20 protein-coding genes and 1 tRNA gene are annotated in these 20,378 nt (G+C 43.8%); 13 read left to right on the top strand and 8 right to left on the bottom strand.

Annotated elements, in window-relative coordinates:
* Positions 1 to 127: 127 nt before the first annotated feature.
* The gene (locus GPLA_RS09690) at positions 128 to 631 is read left to right on the top strand and encodes an FxsA family protein (protein WP_007104707.1); all 504 of its coding nucleotides are present in this window, start codon (positions 128 to 130) and stop codon (positions 629 to 631) included.
* 70 nt (positions 632 to 701) lie between these two features.
* On the opposite strand, the gene arcA is transcribed toward GPLA_RS09690, so the two are convergent.
* The 7 genes from arcA to GPLA_RS09655 form a co-directional block, all read right to left on the bottom strand.
* Entirely contained in the window at positions 702 to 1,409 is a 708-nt protein-coding gene (arcA, locus tag GPLA_RS09685; RefSeq protein WP_007104706.1) for a two-component system response regulator ArcA, read from the bottom strand.
* Between the two features lie 219 nt (positions 1,410 to 1,628).
* On the bottom strand, positions 1,629 to 3,272 hold the full coding sequence (locus GPLA_RS09680) for a sensor histidine kinase (RefSeq protein ID WP_007104705.1): 1,644 nt from the start codon (positions 3,270 to 3,272) through the stop codon (positions 1,629 to 1,631).
* Between the two features lie 123 nt (positions 3,273 to 3,395).
* The gene (locus GPLA_RS09675) at positions 3,396 to 3,710 is read right to left on the bottom strand and encodes a hypothetical protein (RefSeq protein WP_007104704.1); all 315 of its coding nucleotides are present in this window, start codon (positions 3,708 to 3,710) and stop codon (positions 3,396 to 3,398) included.
* 28 nt (positions 3,711 to 3,738) lie between these two features.
* Positions 3,739 to 5,169 carry a glycogen synthase GlgA gene (glgA, locus tag GPLA_RS09670; RefSeq protein ID WP_007104703.1) on the bottom strand — a complete coding sequence of 477 codons (1,431 nt, stop codon included), beginning with the start codon at positions 5,167 to 5,169 and terminating at the stop codon, positions 3,739 to 3,741.
* A 119-nt stretch (positions 5,170 to 5,288) separates the two neighbouring features.
* Entirely contained in the window at positions 5,289 to 6,320 is a 1,032-nt protein-coding gene (locus tag GPLA_RS09665; RefSeq protein WP_007104702.1) for a methyltransferase, read from the bottom strand.
* Complete coding sequence (trmB, locus tag GPLA_RS09660) at positions 6,320 to 7,039, bottom strand: tRNA (guanosine(46)-N7)-methyltransferase TrmB (protein WP_007104701.1); 720 nt, start codon at positions 7,037 to 7,039, stop codon at positions 6,320 to 6,322. Before trmB ends, GPLA_RS09665 begins: the two co-directional genes overlap by 1 nt.
* An 80-nt stretch (positions 7,040 to 7,119) precedes the next feature.
* A complete protein-coding gene (locus GPLA_RS09655; protein ID WP_007104700.1) occupies positions 7,120 to 7,851 on the bottom strand; it encodes an alpha/beta fold hydrolase in 732 nt (243 codons plus the stop codon).
* Positions 7,852 to 7,928: 77 nt separating this feature from the next.
* On the opposite strand from GPLA_RS09655, the gene mutY reads away from it, so the two are divergent.
* Positions 7,929 to 8,993 carry an A/G-specific adenine glycosylase gene (gene mutY / locus GPLA_RS09650; protein WP_007104699.1) on the top strand — a complete coding sequence of 355 codons (1,065 nt, stop codon included), beginning with the start codon at positions 7,929 to 7,931 and terminating at the stop codon, positions 8,991 to 8,993.
* On the opposite strand, the gene GPLA_RS09645 is transcribed toward mutY, so the two are convergent.
* Positions 8,990 to 9,649: a TetR family transcriptional regulator gene (locus GPLA_RS09645; protein WP_007104698.1), complete on the bottom strand. Its 660-nt coding sequence runs from the start codon at positions 9,647 to 9,649 to the stop codon at positions 8,990 to 8,992. The genes mutY and GPLA_RS09645 overlap by 4 nt on opposite strands.
* Positions 9,650 to 9,866: 217 nt before the next feature.
* Between GPLA_RS09645 and GPLA_RS09640 the strand changes: the two genes are divergently transcribed.
* The 11 genes from GPLA_RS09640 to GPLA_RS22930 all read left to right on the top strand — a co-directional run bounded on the left by GPLA_RS09640 (position 9,867) and on the right by GPLA_RS22930 (position 20,240).
* Positions 9,867 to 11,012, top strand: a complete 1,146-nt coding sequence (locus GPLA_RS09640; protein WP_007104697.1) for an efflux RND transporter periplasmic adaptor subunit — start codon at positions 9,867 to 9,869, stop codon at positions 11,010 to 11,012.
* Positions 11,013 to 11,015: 3 nt separating this feature from the next.
* The gene (locus tag GPLA_RS09635; protein WP_007104696.1) at positions 11,016 to 14,132 is read left to right on the top strand and encodes an efflux RND transporter permease subunit; all 3,117 of its coding nucleotides are present in this window, start codon (positions 11,016 to 11,018) and stop codon (positions 14,130 to 14,132) included.
* Positions 14,133 to 14,351: 219 nt separating this feature from the next.
* Entirely contained in the window at positions 14,352 to 14,624 is a 273-nt protein-coding gene (locus GPLA_RS09630; RefSeq protein WP_007104695.1) for an oxidative damage protection protein, read from the top strand.
* A gap of 177 nt (positions 14,625 to 14,801) precedes the next feature.
* A tRNA-Phe gene (locus GPLA_RS09625) sits at positions 14,802 to 14,877 on the top strand.
* 152 nt (positions 14,878 to 15,029) lie between these two features.
* A complete protein-coding gene (locus tag GPLA_RS09620; protein ID WP_007104694.1) occupies positions 15,030 to 16,277 on the top strand; it encodes an integrase domain-containing protein in 1,248 nt (415 codons plus the stop codon).
* 27 nt (positions 16,278 to 16,304) lie between these two features.
* Positions 16,305 to 16,748, top strand: a complete 444-nt coding sequence (locus tag GPLA_RS09615) for a hypothetical protein (protein WP_007104693.1) — start codon at positions 16,305 to 16,307, stop codon at positions 16,746 to 16,748.
* Between the two features lie 90 nt (positions 16,749 to 16,838).
* A complete protein-coding gene (locus GPLA_RS09610) occupies positions 16,839 to 18,365 on the top strand; it encodes a hypothetical protein (RefSeq protein WP_007104692.1) in 1,527 nt (508 codons plus the stop codon).
* Positions 18,366 to 18,508: 143 nt separating this feature from the next.
* Positions 18,509 to 18,787, top strand: a complete 279-nt coding sequence (locus GPLA_RS09605; RefSeq protein ID WP_007104691.1) for a helix-turn-helix transcriptional regulator — start codon at positions 18,509 to 18,511, stop codon at positions 18,785 to 18,787.
* A gap of 11 nt (positions 18,788 to 18,798) precedes the next feature.
* Positions 18,799 to 19,110 carry a helix-turn-helix domain-containing protein gene (locus tag GPLA_RS09600; protein WP_007104690.1) on the top strand — a complete coding sequence of 104 codons (312 nt, stop codon included), beginning with the start codon at positions 18,799 to 18,801 and terminating at the stop codon, positions 19,108 to 19,110.
* The gene (locus GPLA_RS09595; RefSeq protein WP_007104689.1) at positions 19,107 to 19,349 is read left to right on the top strand and encodes a hypothetical protein; all 243 of its coding nucleotides are present in this window, start codon (positions 19,107 to 19,109) and stop codon (positions 19,347 to 19,349) included. The genes GPLA_RS09600 and GPLA_RS09595 overlap by 4 nt, the downstream gene beginning before the upstream one ends.
* 6 nt (positions 19,350 to 19,355) lie before the next feature.
* A complete protein-coding gene (locus GPLA_RS22930; RefSeq protein ID WP_007104688.1) occupies positions 19,356 to 20,240 on the top strand; it encodes a hypothetical protein in 885 nt (294 codons plus the stop codon).
* The last annotated feature ends 138 nt before the right edge of the window (positions 20,241 to 20,378 follow it).

The following is a 20,378-nucleotide window of genomic DNA, read 5'->3' as shown; positions in this document are numbered from 1 at the left end:
CCACAAACAAGCATACCATTAAGCACTCGAGCAAAGATCAGTTGCCATACTTTGTAACACTGTTACCCTTGGTTATCTGCTTAAAGACGCCATTATATTTATTCACCTAGTTATTAAAGAGATCGTTTTGGGTAAATTATTTTTATTATTTGTACTACTGCCTATTGTTGAAATATCGCTACTTATCAGTGTGGGCGAACAGATAGGTGGATGGAATACGGTGGCCATTGTGATTGCAACTGCATTAGTAGGCTCATACATAGTCCGCCAACAAGGTTTAGCCACCCTTATCCACGCCCAGCAGAAAATGCAGCAAGGCACCATTCCAGGTCAAGAAGTGGCTGAAGGATTATTGTTAGTTATTGCTGGTGTCATGTTAGTTACACCGGGATTTGTCACCGATGCATTGGGATTTTTGTTCTGCTTACCAATGACCCGTCCACTGATTGCCAAAGGCTTATTAGCTAAATTGTCAGTGCAGGTTGTTAATCAGGCACAAGGGGGATTTAATGGTCAGTCAGCTCAAGGGTTTGGCAGAAGTCATTCTAGTAATGATGACATTATCGAAGGTGAGTATGAACGTAAAGACCAGCCTAAAGCAGATTCAGAGCGTTTAAACAAACCGGATTAGCAGTTGAGTCAACAGACACAAAAAAAGCGGCTCAAGCCGCTTTTTTAATATCTATTGTTTGATACTGATCTTATACGTCAACAGAACCACAGAAACGATAACCTTCACCGTGGATGGTCACAATCAATTCGTCAGCATTCACTTCTGACTCGAAATGCTTGCGTATACGACGAATAGTTACATCGACAGTACGGTCATTGGGGCGCAATTCACGGCCCGTCATTTCCATAATCAATTGCTCACGCGTTAGAATTTTACCTGGATTGCTCAAGAATAAATGCAACGCTCTAAATTCGCTGCGTGGCAATCTGAATTCTTTCTTACTGGGCGAAATCAAGCTGCGGCTATCGCTGTCTAACGTCCAGCCGTTAAAACTAACACGACTTGGTAAATCATCATCCTCAGCATTATTTAGGGTTCGCGTAAGCAAGTTTCTTGCTCTGATCGTCAACTCGCGAGGATTAAATGGTTTAGTAAGGTAATCATCAGCACCGATTTCAAGACCTAATATGCGGTCTACATCATTATCACGACCCGTCAAAAAGATCAGACCAATGTTTTTACGGTCACGCACTTCACGGGCTAAAATCAAACCATTTTTACCTGGTAAGTTAATGTCCATAATGACAAGGTTTATTGCGTGATTTTCAAAAAACTCATGCATTTCACTGCCATTTTCGGCTTCAAATACATTATATCCTTCTGCTTCAAACAGGCTTTTGAGGGTTGTTCTAGTAACAACTTCATCTTCTACAATCAAAATATTGGGCGTCAGCATCGTATTCACACCATGTTAAAAAATATGGATAAAAGTTTATCAGAAAATATCTAAAAATCAGGGTTTTATCTAGATTAAATTTTAACTAGCGCAAACAACCCAGCTAACTTGGTATTCGTATCTGAAGATAGGTTACCTATTTACTACATATTGAAGATATTTTCCACTACGCAAAGTATGTGGGGGTTGAAATGAAAAATGCAAATACAAAACGCATGTTTAATTCAAATGGGGAGTTGCTTGGGTCGCTTTTTTAACGGGGAATAAAATGGTGAACTCGACCCCCTGGCCCTCTTCACTGGTAAGCGAAATAGAACCATTCAAGGCTTGGGTAACCAAATTATAAACCAAGTGCATACCCAAACCACTGCCACCTTGGCCTCGCTTGGTGGTAACAAACGGATCGAAAATGCGTTTACGCAAGTATTCCGGTATACCAGAACCGTCGTCAGAAAATACCACACTGATTTTTTTATCTGCGATTAGGCTTATCTTGATATTGATCTCACCTTGTTCTTTGCGTTCAAAGCCATGAATGATGGAGTTCATGATCAAGTTAATGACAATTTGGTTGATTGGCCCGGCTTTAGATTCTATGTACAAATTTTCGGGACACTGCACATTGATCACGTGCTTCATGCTTTTCAATTTAGGTCGCATGGATAACAAAATTTCATCCATTAATTTTGAAAAAGAGAAAACTCGATCCAGCTCAGATGATTGATCTACCGCCACCTGCTTGAAGCTTGATATCAGCTCAGCAGCACGATTTAAGTTACGATAGATGATATTGAGGTTTTCTTGCCCTTCAGAAATAAATTTAGACAACGAACTGGCTTTCAACGTTTTGTTTTCAAAATCCTTTTCCATATTAGCTAAACGGTCGAGCATCATGGTCGACGCTGTCACACCCAAACCGATGGGCGTATTGACCTCATGTGCAACCCCTGCCACCATATCACCAAGGGAAGCCATTTTTTCGTTTTGTACCATTTGACGTTGAAATTGATGAAGTTTTTCTAAAGTCTGGATCAGTTCACTATTGGCTTCTTTTAAGGCAAGTGTGCGTTGAGTGACTTTTTCTTCAAGGCTACTGTTGAGCCGTCTATGTTCTTCTTCCGCTTCATTCTGGCGCTGCATGTGCTCTTGTGTGCGCTGCATCATGGCGTTAAATGCTTCACTTAGAATATCCAACTCTTTGATGCCGCTGGGTTTAGCGCGTCCAGAATAATCTTTATGCCGAGAAATTCGTTGTACTAAATGGGCCAAATTACGGATCGGCCCAGTAATAGCATTTTGCAATTTAAGCGTTAACAAGAAACACAGCAGTAAAGATAGCAGTAACACGCCAACCGCAATACCAATAGAGCGAGATATCAAGCGCTCAAGGCCATCGGCAGACGCCCGAACGTAGGCATACCCTAACAGCTGTCCGTTATCTTGCTTAATCTCGCGAATAACTTCGACGGTACTGCCGTCGATAACGGGCTCTGATAACGATTCGACGCGGTCAAATTTTGCGTTAACCGGGGCAACGCCCTCTTTGTTATAACTGGAAAAAAACTCTAATTCACCATTTTCCACAAAGCGGTAAACATGCACGTTTTCAAGAATATCGGAGGCGCTGAGGGAGCTTAAATTACGCTCTTCATTGAAATTTAGCTCATCTTCTATGGTTGACACCGCATTGCGGCTTATGAGCTCAGAGAATATATTGACATTATTGATCAGTTGATTGCGATAGCTGCTGATTTGCCCATATAAATTAATGCATGTCGCCATAAGCAGTGCTAATGACGTAATCGCCATTACAACCCAAATAATCAGGCTTTTAATCGACAAAAAATTACTTTTAGCATGCATGTTTAGAAAATCACTAACCTTGTGGAAGTCTAATCTCCATATTGGGCTAAACTGCATAAAAATGAAACTGTTAATCTCAATCAAGGCGGACATTATTGCCCTTTACACTGTGCCTAACACGGGTTATTTACGTATTAATAGCAGCAAATCCTGCTCAGACATGTCCCATTGTTGTGCAAATCGCGTCAGTGACACTTGCAGCTCTGGTGTTTGTAATTGAGCCGCCCGTGCTTCACGTATGCCAAGTACATCAGCCAAACAAAGACAGGCCATACCGCCAGCCTTAATCTGTAGCTTTGGGATGTCTACAGATGATTTTTTATAAATGATCTGCGGGCACGGCTCACTTCGCGCCATTGATTGTAAACACTGCTCAGGGAGTGCCTGAGCAGATGCAGCACACAATAAACCCACGGCGTACGTTAAGGTCACTTTCATTAAAGCCCCCCCATTAAGTCCACTGAGCTTAGCCACCAAGCGCCCCATGGTAGAGAGCCAAATATTGCTCTGCGGCATGCTGCCAAGTAAATCGGCTTTGCATTGCCCGGTTTTGCGTGATTATAAATTGCTCGGGATATTCATGAAAAAACAGCAATGCACGTTGAATACATGCGAGCAACGCTTCACTGTCTGGGTGTTCAAAAACGAAGCCGGTGGCTTGCTGAGGATCATCGGCTAAATCTATGACCGTGTCTTTCAATCCGCCAACACCACGTACGATAGGCAGGGTCCCAAACGCTAGACTATACATTTGATTTAAACCACATGGCTCAAATAAAGACGGCATTAAAAAGAAATCACTTCCCGCCTCAAGCATATGCGCTTTTTGCACGCTAAAAGCTTCAATAAAGGCAAATTTATCTGGGTGTCGTTCGGCTACACCACGCAGTGTGTGACTTATTTGTGGATCGCCTGTGCCAATAATCACTAACTGCACATTGTGCTGCATTAGCTGTTCCAGCATAGGCAAAATATAACCGAAGCCTTTTTGCTCCGTTAAACGGCAAACCATACCCACGAGCGGAATGCTCAAATCTTCAGGTAACTGTGCTTCTTTTTGCAAATCGACTTTGCACTTTGCCTTACCGCTCATATCGTCAGCGGTATACGTCTGAATAATATGTGGGTCGTTGATCGGATCCCACTGGGTATAATCGCAACCGTTAAGAATGCCACTCAGATCACTGCGGCGCTGTTGAAACTCATGATATAAGTGATGTGAGCCTAACGGTGACAGCAGCTCTTGTGCGTAGTTAGGACTAACGGCATTAATTTTATGGGCGTAACGAATACCCATACGCACAAAATTCAGTGCATCACCGTCCAGCTGGGAATGTAGCAAATAATGCGGCTGTAAAAATGGAATATCAGAGAAGCGGTGTGTCCCTTGATACGCGCCATTATGGATAGTAAAAACACTGCGACTACGATCAAAGAAGCCTGTGTCATCAATGCTCATAAAATAGGGCGTTAATGCAGTGTGCCAGTCGTTGCAATGTACTATGTCTGGCTGGAAATCTAGCGCTTTAGCGATTTGCAGTGCACCTTGGGCAAAAAAAGCAAAACGCTCTGCATTGTCTGGGTAGGCATGATAGCTATCTGAATATAAACCGTCTCGGTCAAAATACGCAGGGTAGTCCAACGCGTAAACTGGCACATTGCCAACTTGTAAGCGCTTAATGGTGAAATCGTAGGGTTTACGGCTAGCGAATAAGGTTTGCGGCTCTGCGCAATCTTCCCCTGGGTGTTGCTCGGCAAGCAACTTGTAATAAGGCATAACGATACACACTTCATGCCCCATATCAGTTAAGGCGATAGGCAGTGCTTTCGCTACATCCGCTAACCCACCCGTTTTAACTAAATCTTCAACCTCAGATACAACGAATAATACTTTCATCAACACTATACCCCATTGGTTTTTCGATTCACTGCCCTATCGGAAAATCATAGCGATACTGATTAACGTGGACTTCAAGACAAATTTTTCACTTTACTTGGCCGTTAATATAACTGCATTCAACGACGACAACAATAAACACTAAATTTGCTTGTTTCTGCTAATGCATGTACCGACTTGAACTGCTTTCCTAGCTCATCGGCGTAGCGCAAAAACTTATTGGCGACCAAAATCAGGCTGCCAGTGTCTTGTAAGTTGCCTTTTAACTGCTGCATGAAGCTCTCGGTCACGGAGTAATCCGTCTTAATCCCCGTGTGAAACGGCGGATTCGTGAATACTTGCGCAAACTTACCAGATAAAGAACGTAAACCGTTTGATGGTATAACCTGCACACTCAATTCGTTTAGCTTGGCACTTTGCTGTGAACAATAGATTGCCAGCGCACTCACATCACTCATGACCACCTGACACTTAGGATTTTTAAGCCCGACAAAGCAACCAATAATGCCCGCGCCACAAGCGAAATCTAGCACTCTCCCTGACACGACCCGTTCAATGCTCGCAAGTAATAACTCGGTGCCTGGATCCAATTCGCCATGACTAAATACACCGGGTAATGAACACACTTTAAATCCGATATCTGCGACCTGATGCTCGGAAACACTCGTCCACTTGGTTATATCGAATGCCCCTATAGGCTTAGCAATTATTGCAGCGAACATGGCGCAGTGACGAGCAGTATCAATTTTATTGACGCTATCTGAGTAGGCCGTTAAAAGCTTAGCCACACTCTTGATACCGCCCTTATTTTCGCCAACGACCAATAAAGTTGCACCTGGTTTCAAGCAAGCAGCGATGTTGGCCAGTAACATTTGTCCATGTGCCTTAGCTTTGGGCAAATACAATACTGCGCCGTCAAATTTCATTTCACTTTCATACGCGGCGGCAAACTGGTGTTGCCCCTCACGCCCGTGCCCTTTGGCCAGTGCGGTACTCTGCTCATATATATCAAAAAACTGATGAAAACCATGTACATCAGGATTATCTAACTCTGAGAATACGTATCCATCAGTCGGGTTGACGATCAACCACTTACCTTGAGCAAGTAGCTCAGCGCTGCGCAATAATACTTGACTTGCTGGTGTTAACATTAGGCGTCTCTCTCAAACATAAGATCCCAAACACCATGGCCTAATCGATGGCCACGCTGTTCAAATTTAGTCAGTGGCCGTTGCTCTGGGCGCGGTACATATCCATTACTGGATGACAGGTTTTTGTAACCCGGCGCAACAGACATTATTTCTAGCATATGTTCTGCGTAGTTCTCCCAGTCGGTCGCCATGTGAAAAACACCGCCAATGGCTAATTTCCCACGTAATTTCTCAACAAACTCAGGTTGCACTATGCGTCGTTTATGGTGGCGCTTTTTATGCCATGGATCAGGGAAAAACAATTGCATACGACTCAGGCTGCCATCAGCAATGCAATCAGCTAAGACTTCAACGGCATCATGTTCATAAACACGCAGATTAGTAACGCCTTGTTCTTGTGCATCAGCCAAACACGCACCAATGCCTGGGCGGTGAACTTCTATGCCAATAAAGTCTTTGTCCGGTTCATTTTTAGCCATAGTAACTAAGGATTTTCCCATGCCAAAGCCAATCTCTAACACCACAGGGGCGCTGCGCTCAAACACCTCGTTCATATTAAGTAAACCAGACTTATGCTCTAAGCCCATGGTTTCCCAGTTGCTTTCGATGGCTTTTTCTTGGCCTTTTGTTAAACGACCTTCACGCTTAACAAAACTCTGGATCTTACGGATATAAACGCCAGATTCGGCGGCTTCTTCTTGGGTTTTAAATTGGCTCATGACTTTTCTCGTATCTAGCTGTGCTTAGCAGCCGCGCATTATGCAGTCCAGTGCAGGTATTGCAAGGCTATAAAGGTAAATTAGCTGAAATTTTCAGCAAAATATTGGGCAAGTGCATCTGGCTGCTCAAGGGGTAACATATGCGCAGCATTGGCAAAAATATGCAGTTGACTATTGGTTATTTGCTCACTCAAACCTGATATTTTCTCCGCCGAGGCTATTTGGTCATGTTCACCCACCAGCAAATGCACTTTAAACGGTGCGTCAGCGAGTCGTATCGTTAAATCATCACGCTCACTCAATGCTTTCATCTGCGCTGCTAACACATTAGGCCCTAAGTCGCTTTCCATGGCTTTAATGGTCTGCAGCACTTGAGTGTTATTGAGTGAGAAAACAAATTGCCGTAAACGACTATCACTCATCCCTTGATATTTTTTGCTTTGGATTGCTTGAATGATCGACAGACGTGCTTGCCGCTCATGCGCGGCGAATTGCCCTGGGTAACTACCAATAAGAGTTAACGAGGCAATTTTGTTGGGCTGTTCAAGTGCGTTGAGTGCTGCAACATACCCCCCCATTGAAAACCCAACTAAATGCACTGATTCGTCAAAATAATCTAACCTATCACGGCTCAACGCTAACATTTGTTCTTGGGTTTCCGCCCACTGCAAGGGAACAAATGCCCGTTTAGGAATATTCATGGCTTGCCAACAAGGCATAAAAACGCGCTCGTCGCACAAAGTGCCAGGGTAAAAAATAACAGGTTGATCTAGAGGAACGGGTGATGTTGGCGCTGGATTAGTCGTTGTCATTTCAGGTGAACCATTTATCGATAATTAAGGTATGATCACGCTATTATTTTCTAAGCGCATAAGCAGTATACCAACCCGTGCATTCTCAGTCTCAGTTAACATCATCTTTTGCTAACCGGATCCTCGCTTGGTTTGATGCCCATGGTCGCAAAGACTTACCATGGCAGCAAGATAAAACCCCCTACTCTGTATGGGTATCCGAAATCATGTTGCAGCAAACCCAAGTCAAAACCGTGATCCCGTACTATCAAAAGTTTATGCAGCGCTTTGTGGATATATTGAGTTTAGCTAACGCCCCCCAAGATGAGGTGCTTCATCACTGGACCGGATTAGGGTATTACGCACGGGCCAGGAATTTACAGAAAGCCGCACAAATGATCCGTGATGATTTCAACGGCACGTTTCCAGCAGCCATTGATGACGTTATTTCCCTGCCTGGAATTGGGCGCTCTACCGCTGGTGCGGTTTTATCTTTGGCCTGTGGTCAACACCACAGTATTTTAGACGGTAACGTAAAACGTGTTTTGGCCCGTTACTTCGCAGTGGACGGTTGGCCAGGTAAGAAAAATATTGAGCAGGTTTTATGGCAATATGCTGATTCTCTGACCCCAGAACTGCGCACAGGTGATTACACCCAAGCCATGATGGATATGGGAGCGACGATTTGTACCCGCAGTAAGCCAAAGTGCGACAGCTGCCCTTTACAAACAGACTGTTTAGCCTTTGCCCAAGGAAGACAAAGTGAATTACCCTCGAAAAAGCCCAAAAACACCATTCCCGTAAGAACCACTGTCATGCTGATCCCAATGTGGCAATCCCAGGTGTTAGTATATCAACGCCCACCTAGTGGCTTATGGGGCGGTTTATGGGGCTTTTTTGAAACCCAAGCATTAGACTTAGTTGGCGAACGCGCACAGCAGCTAATGTTAGGGAATTACTCCACTATCACGTTGGCACCATTTCGCCACACTTTTAGTCATTTTCATTTGGACATTCAGCCCGTGATTTTACAGCTTGAAAAGCCTATCGCTCATCAAGTGAATGAAAATCAACAGATTTGGTATGATCTCATGCAGCCGCCAAATATTGGACTTGCCGCACCCACCAAAAAATTACTTTCGGTGTGTAAAACCCAGCTTTAATACTGAGTACATTCATCAGCTTCAGCTACGCGCAAAAATGGGCTATGGGTCAACGTATATAAAAAGTTGTCCACTAACACCGTTGCGCGTTGGCTAAGATCAAAACTAGTGGGGTTCAGTAACCAATTGCTGATGATACCGGTAAAATAAGCATTTTCCGTTACCGCCGCCAGCTTGATATCAACGTCGGCTGATAACTGACCACACTTAATGGCTTGCTGGTATGTACGCTCCATTCGCGTTAAAAACTCTTGATTGGCGGCACTTTGGCGTTCTTCGATAATTGCCACATCGCCGTTGTACTCAAACTTATGTAACATTACCGAAAATACCCGCTGTAACTGTGTGTCCGATGCTAGCCGGACGAGTAAATCGATTGAAAATATACGCAACTTGCCTAAAGGATCAGGTTCGTTTTCATCGCCGCAAGCGTCGATTAACGACTCTATCGGTAACTTTACCCTGTCGATCATGGCAATAAATAAATCCACTTTGTTTTTAAAGTGCCAGTAAATCGCGCCCCGCGTCATATTTGCGTGGCCAGCCACATCCATTAAGGTTGTGCGGGCGAAACCTTTGTTATAGAAAACCTGTTCCGCACTATCGAGTAAGATGTCTCGCGTAGCTTGCGCGTCTTCTTTGGTTTTACGTACCATGTAAATCCTCATATTTCATACAACAGAAACCGACCTAATACCTAATTGGTAACAAAGTACGTTTGTTTTAAAATAACAGTTGAATTGCACGTAATACTACTCGTAAAATAATAAACATGCACGAATGTATGTTAAACTTCGTGAATATTATTAATCAACTACCGTATGGGTCATCAGATCTATTTCTGGCTATCTGTATCGCAAAAAGGAGTGTTACATGTCGTGTTTGGGGCAATCGTTTAGTTTATTTATCACCTTAGGCGTGACGTTGCTCATGACAGGCTGTGGCGAAGGACAGGCACAAGACCAAGCTGAACGACCTGCACAACAGGTCGATGTGGTTGAAGTCAGTGCACAGGATGTATTGTTCACCAAAACCCTACCAGCCAGAGCCGTGGCTTCTCGCGAAGCTCAGGTGCGTCCTCAGGTATCAGGCGTAATAGTGAAGCGCCATTTCGAAGAGGGCTCCGTGGTTGACGCTGGTGATACCTTGTATCAAATTGATGATGCTATATACCAAGCTAACTACCAATCAGCACTAGCAGATTTAAACCGCACACAAGCCAGCGTTAAAAACGCAGAAGCGCAATTAAAACGCTATAAATCGCTGATTAAAACCAACGCTGTTAGTGAGCAGTCATTAGAACAAATTGAAGCGGACAGTTCAGCCTTTGAAGCTGAAATGGGTATTCGAAAGGCAGCGGTACATAAAGCCAAAGTGGATTTAGAATACACCAAAGTATTGGCCCCCATTTCCGGTCGAATCGGTAAATCGAACGTGACGGAAGGCGCGCTGGTAGCGGCCCAGCAAAGCAATGCCATGGCTACCATTACTCAACTTGACCCTATCTATTTTGATATGCCAATTTCCAATACCCAATTACGCGATATTCAATCACGTATCGCCAGCGGTGAACTAGTAAAGGTTGAGCAATCAGCTACTTTGTTCTTTGAAAATGGCCAACAGTACGCACATCAAGGCCAGCTGAAATTTAGCGAAGTGCAGGCCAACGCCAGCACTGACTCAGTCACCTTGCGGACGGAGTTCCCCAATCCAGAATTCGCCTTATTGCCTGGCATGTTCGCTCGGGTAGAGCTGACTCAAGCCAAACGCGAGAACGCGGTGCTTGTGCCGCAAAAAGCCGTACAATTTAACCATGATGGTAGCGCTTTTGTCTTTGTAGTAGGGCCAGACGATAAGGTCGCACAACGCCTGATAAAACTTGATCGCGCAATCGGTCAAAATTGGCTGATTCTTTCCGGATTAAACGAAAAAGAGCATGTTGTGGTATCCGGTTTACAAAAAATTGCGCCACAAATGAGTGTTGTCCCCCAGTTAATTAATCAAAAAAAAGCGGGGTAAGACATGGCTAAAATATTCATTGAACGCCCCATTCTAGCGTGGGTTATTGCCATTTTGATTATGTTGGCTGGGCTACTGTCAATATTTCAATTGCCCATTGCTCAATATCCTAATGTGGCCTTACCTTCTGTTACTGTAAATGCCTCTTATACAGGCGCATCCGCACAGGTGGTACAAGATACGGTGGTGCAAGTTATCGAGCAGAGCCTGACAGGGATTGATAACGTTAAGTATATTAATTCAAACAGTGACTCCAGCGGTAATGCCTCGATCACTGTGACTTTTAATGCGGGCACCGATCCCGATATTGCTCAAGTTCAAGTGCAAAATAAGATGCAGTCCGCCATGACGTTGCTGCCCCAGCAGGTACAACAGAGCGGGGTTAAAGTCACCAAGTCATCCTCCGGGTTTTTAATGGTGGTCGGCTTTTATTCAGACAATGATCGTCTAGACAGAAACGACGTTTCAGACTTTGTTGCAGCCAATATTCAAGATCAATTGAGCCGAGTAAACGGTGTGGGCCAAATTCAATTTTTTGGGTCACAATACGCCATGCGTGTTTGGTTAGACCCAAACAAACTGACACAATTTGGTTTTACCGTCAGTGATGTTGTGGCGGCTATTCGCACGCAAAACTCGCAAATCGCCGCAGGTGAACTCGGCGGCGCACCAGCCGTACTGGGTCAGCAAATAAGCGCCAGTATCATAGTGCAAACAGGCTTGGAAACCCCCCAGGAGTTCAGCGATATTCTGCTTAGAGTAGAAGAAGACGGTTCAACAGTACGTTTAGCTGATGTGGCGCGTGTTGAGTTAGGAGGTGATAACTATCAAGTCTCTGCTGAATACAACAATAAACCCGCAGCCGGGATGGCGATCAGCCTCGCTTCTGGCGCTAATGCGCTAAGTACTGCTGATGCGATACGTGCGCGTATGCAAGAGTTAGAAGTGCAATTTCCCGCGGGACTAAAAGCCGTTTATCCATTTGACACCACACCGTTTGTAAAACTTTCGATTATGTCGGTGGTACAGACTTTAGCCGAAGCAATTGTTTTAGTGTTTCTAGTTATGTGGTTGTTTTTGCAGAATTTTCGGGCCACGCTCATTCCAACGATTGCGGTTCCAGTTGTTCCGCTCGGTACTTTCGCCATCTTGTCGGCTTTTGGTTATTCAATCAATACCTTAACCATGTTCGCTATGGTACTGGCCATAGGGCTATTAGTGGATGATGCAATTGTCGTGGTGGAAAACGTCGAGCGGGTGATGCATGAAGAACATCTATCGCCAAAAGAAGCGACCAAGAAGTCGATGAAGCAAATCACAGGGGCCCTCATTGGGATCGCCATGGTGTTATCTGCTGTGTTTATTCCCATGGCTTTCTTTGGCGGTTCGACAGGGGTAATTTACCGTCAGTTTTCCGTAACTATCGTATCAGCCATGGTGTTATCCGTTGTGGTCGCCTTGGTGTTAACCCCTGCCCTGTGCGCCACTATGCTAAAACCCGTAGACAGACAACAAAAACCACAAAACGGTTTTTTTGCTTGGTTTAACCGTAAGTTTGATGCCACCACTGCACGTTATACGTCAGGCGTAGAACGCGTGATTCGGCGCTCAGGGCGCTTTTTGCTTATTTATCTTGTGCTGGTACTCGGCTTAGTCTTTTTGTTTACCCGTTTGCCTACCTCGTTTTTACCTGATGAAGACCAAGGGATCATGTTTACCCAACTACAGTTGCCTCAAGGCGCTTCTCAAGAGCGCTCAGCATTGGTCATGGATGAAGTTGAAAAGTACTTTTTGGAACAAGAGAGCGACAACGTTGAGTCAGTTTTTTCTGTTATCGGCTTTAGCTTTAGCGGCAATGGACAAAATAATGGTATGGCATTCGTCAAGTTAACCGACTGGGACCAACGCACAGCACCAGAGCAACATGTTCAGCAAATAGCGGGACGCGCAATGGGTGCATTTTCACAATTAAAAGAAGCCATGGTGTTTGCCTTTATTCCGCCATCTATTCCCGAATTAGGCAATGCCACCGGATTTGACTTCCAATTACAAGACCTCACAGGGCAAGGTCACGAAGCACTAATGGCGGCACGTAATCAACTGCTCGGCATGGCAGCTCAAGACTCACGCCTAGTGGGTGTGCGCCCTAACGGACAAGATGATACGGCTCAATTCAAGGTCGATATTGATCAGCAAAAAGCCATGACGATGGGCTTGTCATTAGATGATATAAATCAAACATTCACCACAGCTTGGGCATCAAATTATGTTAACGACTTTGTCGACAATGGCAGAGTAAAACGTGTTTATGTGCAAGCCGACGCGCCTTATCGCATGATGCCCGACGATATCAACGATTGGTACGTGCGTAATAACCAAGGTGAAATGGTACCTATGGATGCGTTTAGCAGCTTCAAATGGACCTCAGGCGCACCTAAACTCGAACGATACAATGGCGTACCGTCCGTGCAAATACTGGGACAAGCAGCCCCAGGATTAAGCTCAGGTGACGCCATGCAAGCCATGGTTGAACTGGTCGGTAAATTGCCTAATGGGTTTGGTTATCAATGGTCTGGGTTGTCATTACAAGAACAAGAATCAGGCGCGCAAACACCCTTGCTTTATAGTTTGTCGATCCTGATTGTATTTCTATGTTTGGCAGCCCTATATGAGAGTTGGAGTATTCCAGCTGCAGTCATATTGGTCGTGCCTCTTGGTGTTTTAGGTGCAGTGATTTTCACCATGAGTCGAGGTTTGTCCAATGACGTATACTTCCAAGTGGGGTTATTGACCACTATTGGCTTAGCGGCGAAGAACGCTATCCTCATCGTGGAGTTCGCTAAAACCCTACGCGAACAAGGCAAAAGTTTAATTGAAGCGACGGTAGAAGCGGCTCGTTTACGTTTGCGCCCAATTATCATGACTTCAATGGCGTTCATTCTTGGGGTAACGCCCTTAGTTATTGCCTCGGGAGCTGGCTCAGGTAGTCAAAACGCTATCGGCACAGGTGTCTTTGGCGGCATGTTGTCTTCCACCGTATTAGCAGTCTTCTTCGTGCCGTTATTTTTTGTTGTCGTGTACAAGCTAGCGGGAGATCGCTCCCATAAGGAAGATCAATGATCGACCCCCTATTTTTGCCATTGATGTGCGTAACAATGGCGCCAGTTTTGTTTTATTTTCTAGGAGCGATAATCCTAGGTCAGTTTTTTCGCGCCAAAGAAAGTTGCTCTGGGTCCTAGTCAGCAAAATACTATCCCTACCACAAGGCGATGAATTTGTTAGAATGCAAAAAACGAGGCCAGCACACGCTGGCCTTCAACAGACAATTCGAGGATTAGCATGAGCAGAACAGTATTTTGCCAGCACTTAAATAAAGAAGCTGACGGTTTAGACTTTCAACTTTATCCAGGTGAACTAGGTAAAAAAATATTCGATAATATTTCTAAAGAAGCATGGACCGAATGGCAAAAGAAACAAACCATGCTAATAAACGAAAAAAAATTGAATATGATGGAGCCAAGCGCTCGATCTTTTCTCGAAACGCAAATGCAAGCCTATTTGTTCGAAGGAAAAGAGCCTGACATAGAAGGTTACGTGCCGCCAAAAGCGTAAGAGATTGAGCCGTGTTTCTTGGTAATTGTGCAGAACATGAGCAGCAGTGCACAATTTTTATGCAAACAAACCATAAAGCGAAAATAAATCGTATAAAGTGGTTGACTTGAATGCCGAGAATCCGTTTAATACGCACCCACAACGAAGCAGGCACAAGCCAGCCAAGTTAACAGATTTGCCCGGATAGCTCAGTCGGTAGAGCAGAGGATTGAAAATCCTCGTGTCGGTGGTTCGATTCCGCCTCCGGGCACCATTATGTAGTTCGATAAAGGCCAACCTCATACGTTGGCCTTTATTGTATCTGGCTTTCACGTTCTATAACGTTCGGCAACGTTTGCTTCTTTTCTCATTTTTAGTGACACTCTTGGTAACACTACTGCTTTTGTTACTAAATGGATGTTACAAATGGCTCGCCAAACGCTACCAATCAACCCTACGCAGCTCGCTAACCTAAAGCCCAAAGAGAAAGAATTTAATCTTGCTGACGGCAATGGATTAATGCTCAGGGTGAAGCCGACAGGCACGAAGTCATGGCTATTCAATTACTCACACCCCATTACGAAAAAGCGCAGCAATATCGGTATTGGTACCTATCCCAATACGTCACTTGCTCAGGCAAGAGAAATCAGAAAAAACTATTTAGCGTTACTTGCTCAAGGTATCGACCCTAAAAGCCACAGGGAAGAGTCAGAGCAGCAGAAGCAAGATGCGCACAACAACACCTTTCATGCAGTCGCTACCCGCTGGATGGAGATTAAGCGCACCAAGGTTAAAGAAACGTCGGCAGATAAAATATGGCGCTCATTAGAGAATGATGTATTTCCACGGATAGGCAAACTACCCGTTGACCAAATAACCGCTCCTAAAGCCATACAGGTTTTATCTGACATCGTTGGCCGTAATAGCTATGAGATAGCGCGTAAAGTGGCTAGGCGTATGTACAACGTTATGACCCATGCCGTTAATACTGGTCTAGTACATCACAATCCACTAGCTGGTATTAAAGAAACCATCCCGGCAAACAAGGCCGTTAACTACCCTACTCTAGCGCCTGACGAATTACCTGAACTGATGAAAGCCATAAACTTTGCCAGTATCAAATTTTCTACTCGCTGTTTGATTGAATGGCAATTACATACCATGGTTCGCCCCGGTGAAGCAGCACAAGCTATGTGGTCAGATATAGATTACGAGCGCAAGTTATGGGTCATTCCTGCAGAGCGTATGAAGATGAACAAAGAGCATCACATACCTTTGTCTGATCAAGCCTTAGCAATTCTCGAGCTTATGAAGCCATTCAGCGCTCATAGAGCGAATATTTTCCCGTCCTATAAACACCCAAACCGAGCAGCTAATAAAGAAACTGCGAATATGGCCCTAAAACGTATGGGCTTTACGGGTCGGCTGGTGGCTCATGGTCTAAGAGCATTAGCCAGTACTACGTTGAACGAACAAGGTTTTGACAGAGATGTTATCGAAGCAGCGCTCGCTCACAGTGATAGAGATCAGGTAAGGGCTGCGTATAACCGGGCAACTTATCTAGAGCAGCGCAGAGTCATGATGGTTTGGTGGTCGACACACATTGAACAAGCCGCCATGGGCAACATGAGCTTAGCGAACGCCAAGCAAACATTGAGATTAGTTAACCAGTAATCAACCACCAGCGAAAAGGAAAACAATATGACTACTATAACGTTAGACACTCGTATCGAAGATTTCTATTTTGACATGCAAAGTGCTCATGCAATTCTAGTGTGCTTGAATGAGTCGGTGAAAAAGAACAAAGACAAGCAGTTAGCCCCAATTTTTACGAAACTAAGAACTTTCGAACTGGCGATGGCTGAGAGTTTATCGAAATTTGAAAAGCTTTATCAGGTAGAGCAATTCCCACATTCAGCAACCGTCGATATACAAGAGGTATTACTTTGCAAGTGGCAAACAGAGCAGCTTAATAACTCTCTGTCAGAGCTTTATGAAGAACTTCCGAACCTATCAACGTTTGCATCATCAAGGAAGATTGAGAAAGCAGCTTTAGATGGTTTTTATGGGGTGCGCTCCCTAATTGCTCGTGCGCTAGATCTGCTAAACGACCAGTTAAGCAACCCTGCTAAAAAAGCCGCTTAAACCAGTTTTACCAAGTCTAGGGTAGCTCCCGAAAGGCCAGAACCCTACTGGCCTGACTTGGTGATTTATTAGGGTGTCATGAGGGATGATATGGAATCAACTAGCCGCTATTTTATTTTTGATTTACGTTTAGGATCTCTACTAGTTCCTGATTTACTCACAACTGATACTCATTATCTTAATACGATGCTTAAATATGAGGGGGATATAAAGTTTTTTCCAAGTTGGCAAACATGTAAAATTCAAGCGCTTTCGAATAAGTTAAATGCTATTGGTGACATAGATACTGATGAACCTAGTAAATTTTATAAAAGCTATCGTAACGATACTAAGATATTTCATGTCACCGGCTATCTTAATATTACAAACTCGGTCTCCGATTACTTAAACTCACAAGATTTATCTAATATTTTATACACCGTCGGCGATCATACTGGCGGTTCTGTTATGAATTACACTCTTACAGAAAGAGGTAATTGCCGAACCTTTAGCGGGACAGCTGCCGTCTTACTCAATCCAATATCTAACGAGAATTTTTCCAACAACATTTATATAGAATTGAAGAACTTTTTAAACTGGCTGGTCAAACACAGCAAGATAGAGAACTTAGAAAATAAAGAAAACGTTACTATTTTTTTGGCAGAACTCGTCAGATCAACATCTATATCAAGCCCTGCGAATAGAGATAACCTAAAGTATTTCATGGAATTGATATTAAAGTACTTTGATAAATTCGGTGTCGATACGGTGCATGAATTGTTGGGCCGTGATAAGAAACCAGCAAAAACTGTCAATGAGCAAGCTGAGGCAAACCTTGAAAGCGAAATAAATGGGCGGCTTTGGTTCGGGCTAGAAAGTTTATTGGCGCATTGGCACAAATTCGGAATAACAAAAGCTGACATTTTACATTATGCAGAGTTAGGTAAACTACAAATTTGCACTGATTGGGTTGCACAACTTCAACTCGATGAGCCTTATTGGTTCAAGTTTTGCGGTGGCCAAACTAAAACAATTTCGAGGTTTATCGAGTTTACTAAGCGACCAGTGAATGTTCGAAACGACCTAAATATAGATGTTGAAGCCAATGACCTAGATATTCACAAATACGATATAGATATTCCCTCAAAATCTGAATATGCCCGGTTAGCGTCAATCTCTGCTAATAACGTTAGAGAGCTTATAGCTAAAAATCAGATTCTCTCTCCTAACCTCAAAGTGAACGAATTTGAGCTAAAGTTTCCTCATTGTAATTTTCTAATATTGCATGAAAATCAGTTGATTGTTACTACCAGAGAAGTGAGATTATTCGAAAAAAAATATCTAAACCCAGCCCGCTCTTCTGCTCCGACAAAAACACTCAAAGAAGAAATGGCTAGTGATGAAAATCAACTAACGATTCCAATTGAAAATAGTACTGGTTGGCTTGAAATTTTAGTTGAAACCTTGAGAGTTCACTTCCCGGAAAATAGAACTAGAGATCCTAAAAAAGCGTCGGTTGTTGAATGGATAAAAGCAGAGGCTAAAAAGAAAGGGATAAATCCATCTGACAATATCGCAAATGCTATTTTCACAATCATCAAGCCCGATAATCACAACCCCAAGAAACCTAGGGGTTAACCCCTTCCCTCTTCTGCTTTAAAGGGTTACAAGGGATTTCTATAACTATTTCAACCTTGGGTTCTACCCTTTGAACCTACTGCTATATCTATATTAACCATAAAGTTTACCTCGAACACTAACAATCGACCGAGGTAAATCTCATGCAATACCAATCACTAAAAATAATCCGCAAACCAGAAATCAAACTGCTTACTGGTTTATCAACTACTTCACAGTTTGAGCAAATTAAAGCAGGGTTGCTCCCCAGATATATAAATCTTGGCGCACGCTCTGTAGGACTGTTTGAACATGAATGCCAAACCATACTCGCAGCAAGAGCCGCAGGAAAATCAGATGATGATATTAAGCTAATCGTTAAAGCGCTGATTAGACAACGTGAGCAATCCGCTAACGACTTACTTAAACATTTGGCGGCATAGGAGTAGCAAACATGAAAAACGCCACTCCCGACCAAAAGAGCAGCGCCTTACTTAATCAAAAAGATACTAGCGCCAATACACAGCGCCTACAGATTGTAGCACTGATTAATGAGCGTCAATCCGTCAACACCCCTGAATTTAGAAAGCTTGGCATTATGGCCCCCGCACCGCGCATCTTTGAACTAAGGCAACAGGGTTACAATATCCAAAAGGTTTTAGAAACCTATGTTGATGATACTGGCAAAGCCCATAGTGGTGTTGCACGTTACTATTTTGCGAATAATCCACCAGCAAACGACAATAACCAGGAGCAAGCAGCATGAAAAAATGTGACTTATTCCCAGTAATGGATAACCAACGTAAACGCCTTAAACAGCTTGCTGGTTTATCAAACTTATTGGTCAGTGCTGGTGGACAGACCAATCATTCACTAAACGACTTGAGCGCCTGCATAAGCATCGTTAGTGACTTAGCCAGTGACTCGTTAGTCAATCATGAAAGAATATCTGACAGCGTTACTCAGCTTTCAATAGTGAGTGATTGTGTCGCGGGCTTAGGGTGATTACTTATGGCTGGCAGCTTAACGAATGGCCTGTTAAAACGGGGAGATAGCCTAGCTGTCTCTCAAGGCCAACTCACCATTACACCTAAAAGCGGTGAGCCAGTCCCTTTGGATTGGCTTGCTGCAAATCGCCGTAAAATTATGTCAGAGATTGCCATGCAGTCGGGGCACTCAATTTATTCATACGCATATTATCAAACCGGTATTTATAACAACGGACGTTCACCGGGTGTCATGATCAGGTTCGTTGACTTACTCACGGGTGAAGATGCCTATGCCGTATTTAACGCAGATCTAAAACGACAAAGAACCACAAAAAATAAACGAGCGGGTGAGCCATTACCAGAGGGACAATTTAGAATTGGTGAGCGCTCAGCGCTTTACTTGCTTTGGATTAAAACACCGCTTGATATACCAAGACGTTTTGCTGAGTGGCATAAATCCATGAGTAAGCTTCAACAAGTTTATTTTGTTGCTCAAAGCAGTTCAGGAGGTAAGTTAGCCAATAAATCAATTCAACCCTTAGCACTTTCTACAACCAAGTTAATGCAGTTATTTGGTGACAACGTAGCGACAAGCCAGCGACAAGGGAGCGACAATTTAGGGACAAGCAATGGTGACAAGCTTCGGGGACAACGGTTGGTGACAAGCAGTGGAGACAAGCATATCGCTAGAACCCAAGCCAGTAATGCCTTAGAGCCTGATCCAAAGTGCGTGTCAAAACAAGTGCGTGTGTCTGAAAGTGCGGGGAATTTAAGTGCGTGCGCTACAAACCGCGTTTTAAGTAATCAAGTAATGACGTGTGAAGTAGTACCTATTAGTCATACTAAGAAGCTTCCTCAAGAACAATCAAATGAAGAGTGGCTTCAAGATTATGACTCAGCAAGTTAACGCTGATAAAAAGCAAATCAGCTTAAAGAAACGAGGCTTTATAAATTTGGCCTCACAGAAAAAGACTGAGAAACACTGAAATGATAACTAACCCAGTTTTGAGGGCTGAACAGGTAAAAGCGCTTAAAGCGTTCTATC

The sequence above is a fragment of the Paraglaciecola polaris LMG 21857 genome, assembly GCF_000315055.1.
Lineage (GTDB): Bacteria > Pseudomonadota > Gammaproteobacteria > Enterobacterales > Alteromonadaceae > Paraglaciecola > Paraglaciecola polaris.
This window is presented reverse-complemented; position numbering and strand designations above follow the sequence as displayed.

Bases quoted from the DNA above. Each gene is read 5' to 3' on its own strand.
- arcA (WP_007104706.1), bottom strand. From the start codon at position 1,409: ATGCTGACGCCCAATATTTTGATTGTAGAAGATGAAGTTGTTACTAGA.
- GPLA_RS09680 (WP_007104705.1), bottom strand. From the start codon at position 3,272: ATGCATGCTAAAAGTAATTTTTTGTCGATTAAAAGCCTGATTATTTGG.
- GPLA_RS09675 (WP_007104704.1), bottom strand. From the start codon at position 3,710: ATGAAAGTGACCTTAACGTACGCCGTGGGTTTATTGTGTGCTGCATCT.
- glgA (WP_007104703.1), bottom strand. From the start codon at position 5,169: ATGAAAGTATTATTCGTTGTATCTGAGGTTGAAGATTTAGTTAAAACG.
- GPLA_RS09665 (WP_007104702.1), bottom strand. From the start codon at position 6,320: ATGTTAACACCAGCAAGTCAAGTATTATTGCGCAGCGCTGAGCTACTT.
- trmB (WP_007104701.1), bottom strand. From the start codon at position 7,039: ATGAGCCAATTTAAAACCCAAGAAGAAGCCGCCGAATCTGGCGTTTAT.
- GPLA_RS09655 (WP_007104700.1), bottom strand. From the start codon at position 7,851: ATGACAACGACTAATCCAGCGCCAACATCACCCGTTCCTCTAGATCAA.
- GPLA_RS09645 (WP_007104698.1), bottom strand. From the start codon at position 9,649: ATGGTACGTAAAACCAAAGAAGACGCGCAAGCTACGCGAGACATCTTA.
- GPLA_RS09640 (WP_007104697.1), top strand. From the start codon at position 9,867: ATGTCGTGTTTGGGGCAATCGTTTAGTTTATTTATCACCTTAGGCGTG.
- GPLA_RS09635 (WP_007104696.1), top strand. From the start codon at position 11,016: ATGGCTAAAATATTCATTGAACGCCCCATTCTAGCGTGGGTTATTGCC.
- GPLA_RS09630 (WP_007104695.1), top strand. From the start codon at position 14,352: ATGAGCAGAACAGTATTTTGCCAGCACTTAAATAAAGAAGCTGACGGT.
- GPLA_RS09620 (WP_007104694.1), top strand. From the start codon at position 15,030: ATGGCTCGCCAAACGCTACCAATCAACCCTACGCAGCTCGCTAACCTA.
- GPLA_RS09615 (WP_007104693.1), top strand. From the start codon at position 16,305: ATGACTACTATAACGTTAGACACTCGTATCGAAGATTTCTATTTTGAC.
- GPLA_RS09610 (WP_007104692.1), top strand. From the start codon at position 16,839: ATGGAATCAACTAGCCGCTATTTTATTTTTGATTTACGTTTAGGATCT.
- GPLA_RS09605 (WP_007104691.1), top strand. From the start codon at position 18,509: ATGCAATACCAATCACTAAAAATAATCCGCAAACCAGAAATCAAACTG.
- GPLA_RS09600 (WP_007104690.1), top strand. From the start codon at position 18,799: ATGAAAAACGCCACTCCCGACCAAAAGAGCAGCGCCTTACTTAATCAA.
- GPLA_RS09595 (WP_007104689.1), top strand. From the start codon at position 19,107: ATGAAAAAATGTGACTTATTCCCAGTAATGGATAACCAACGTAAACGC.
- GPLA_RS22930 (WP_007104688.1), top strand. From the start codon at position 19,356: ATGGCTGGCAGCTTAACGAATGGCCTGTTAAAACGGGGAGATAGCCTA.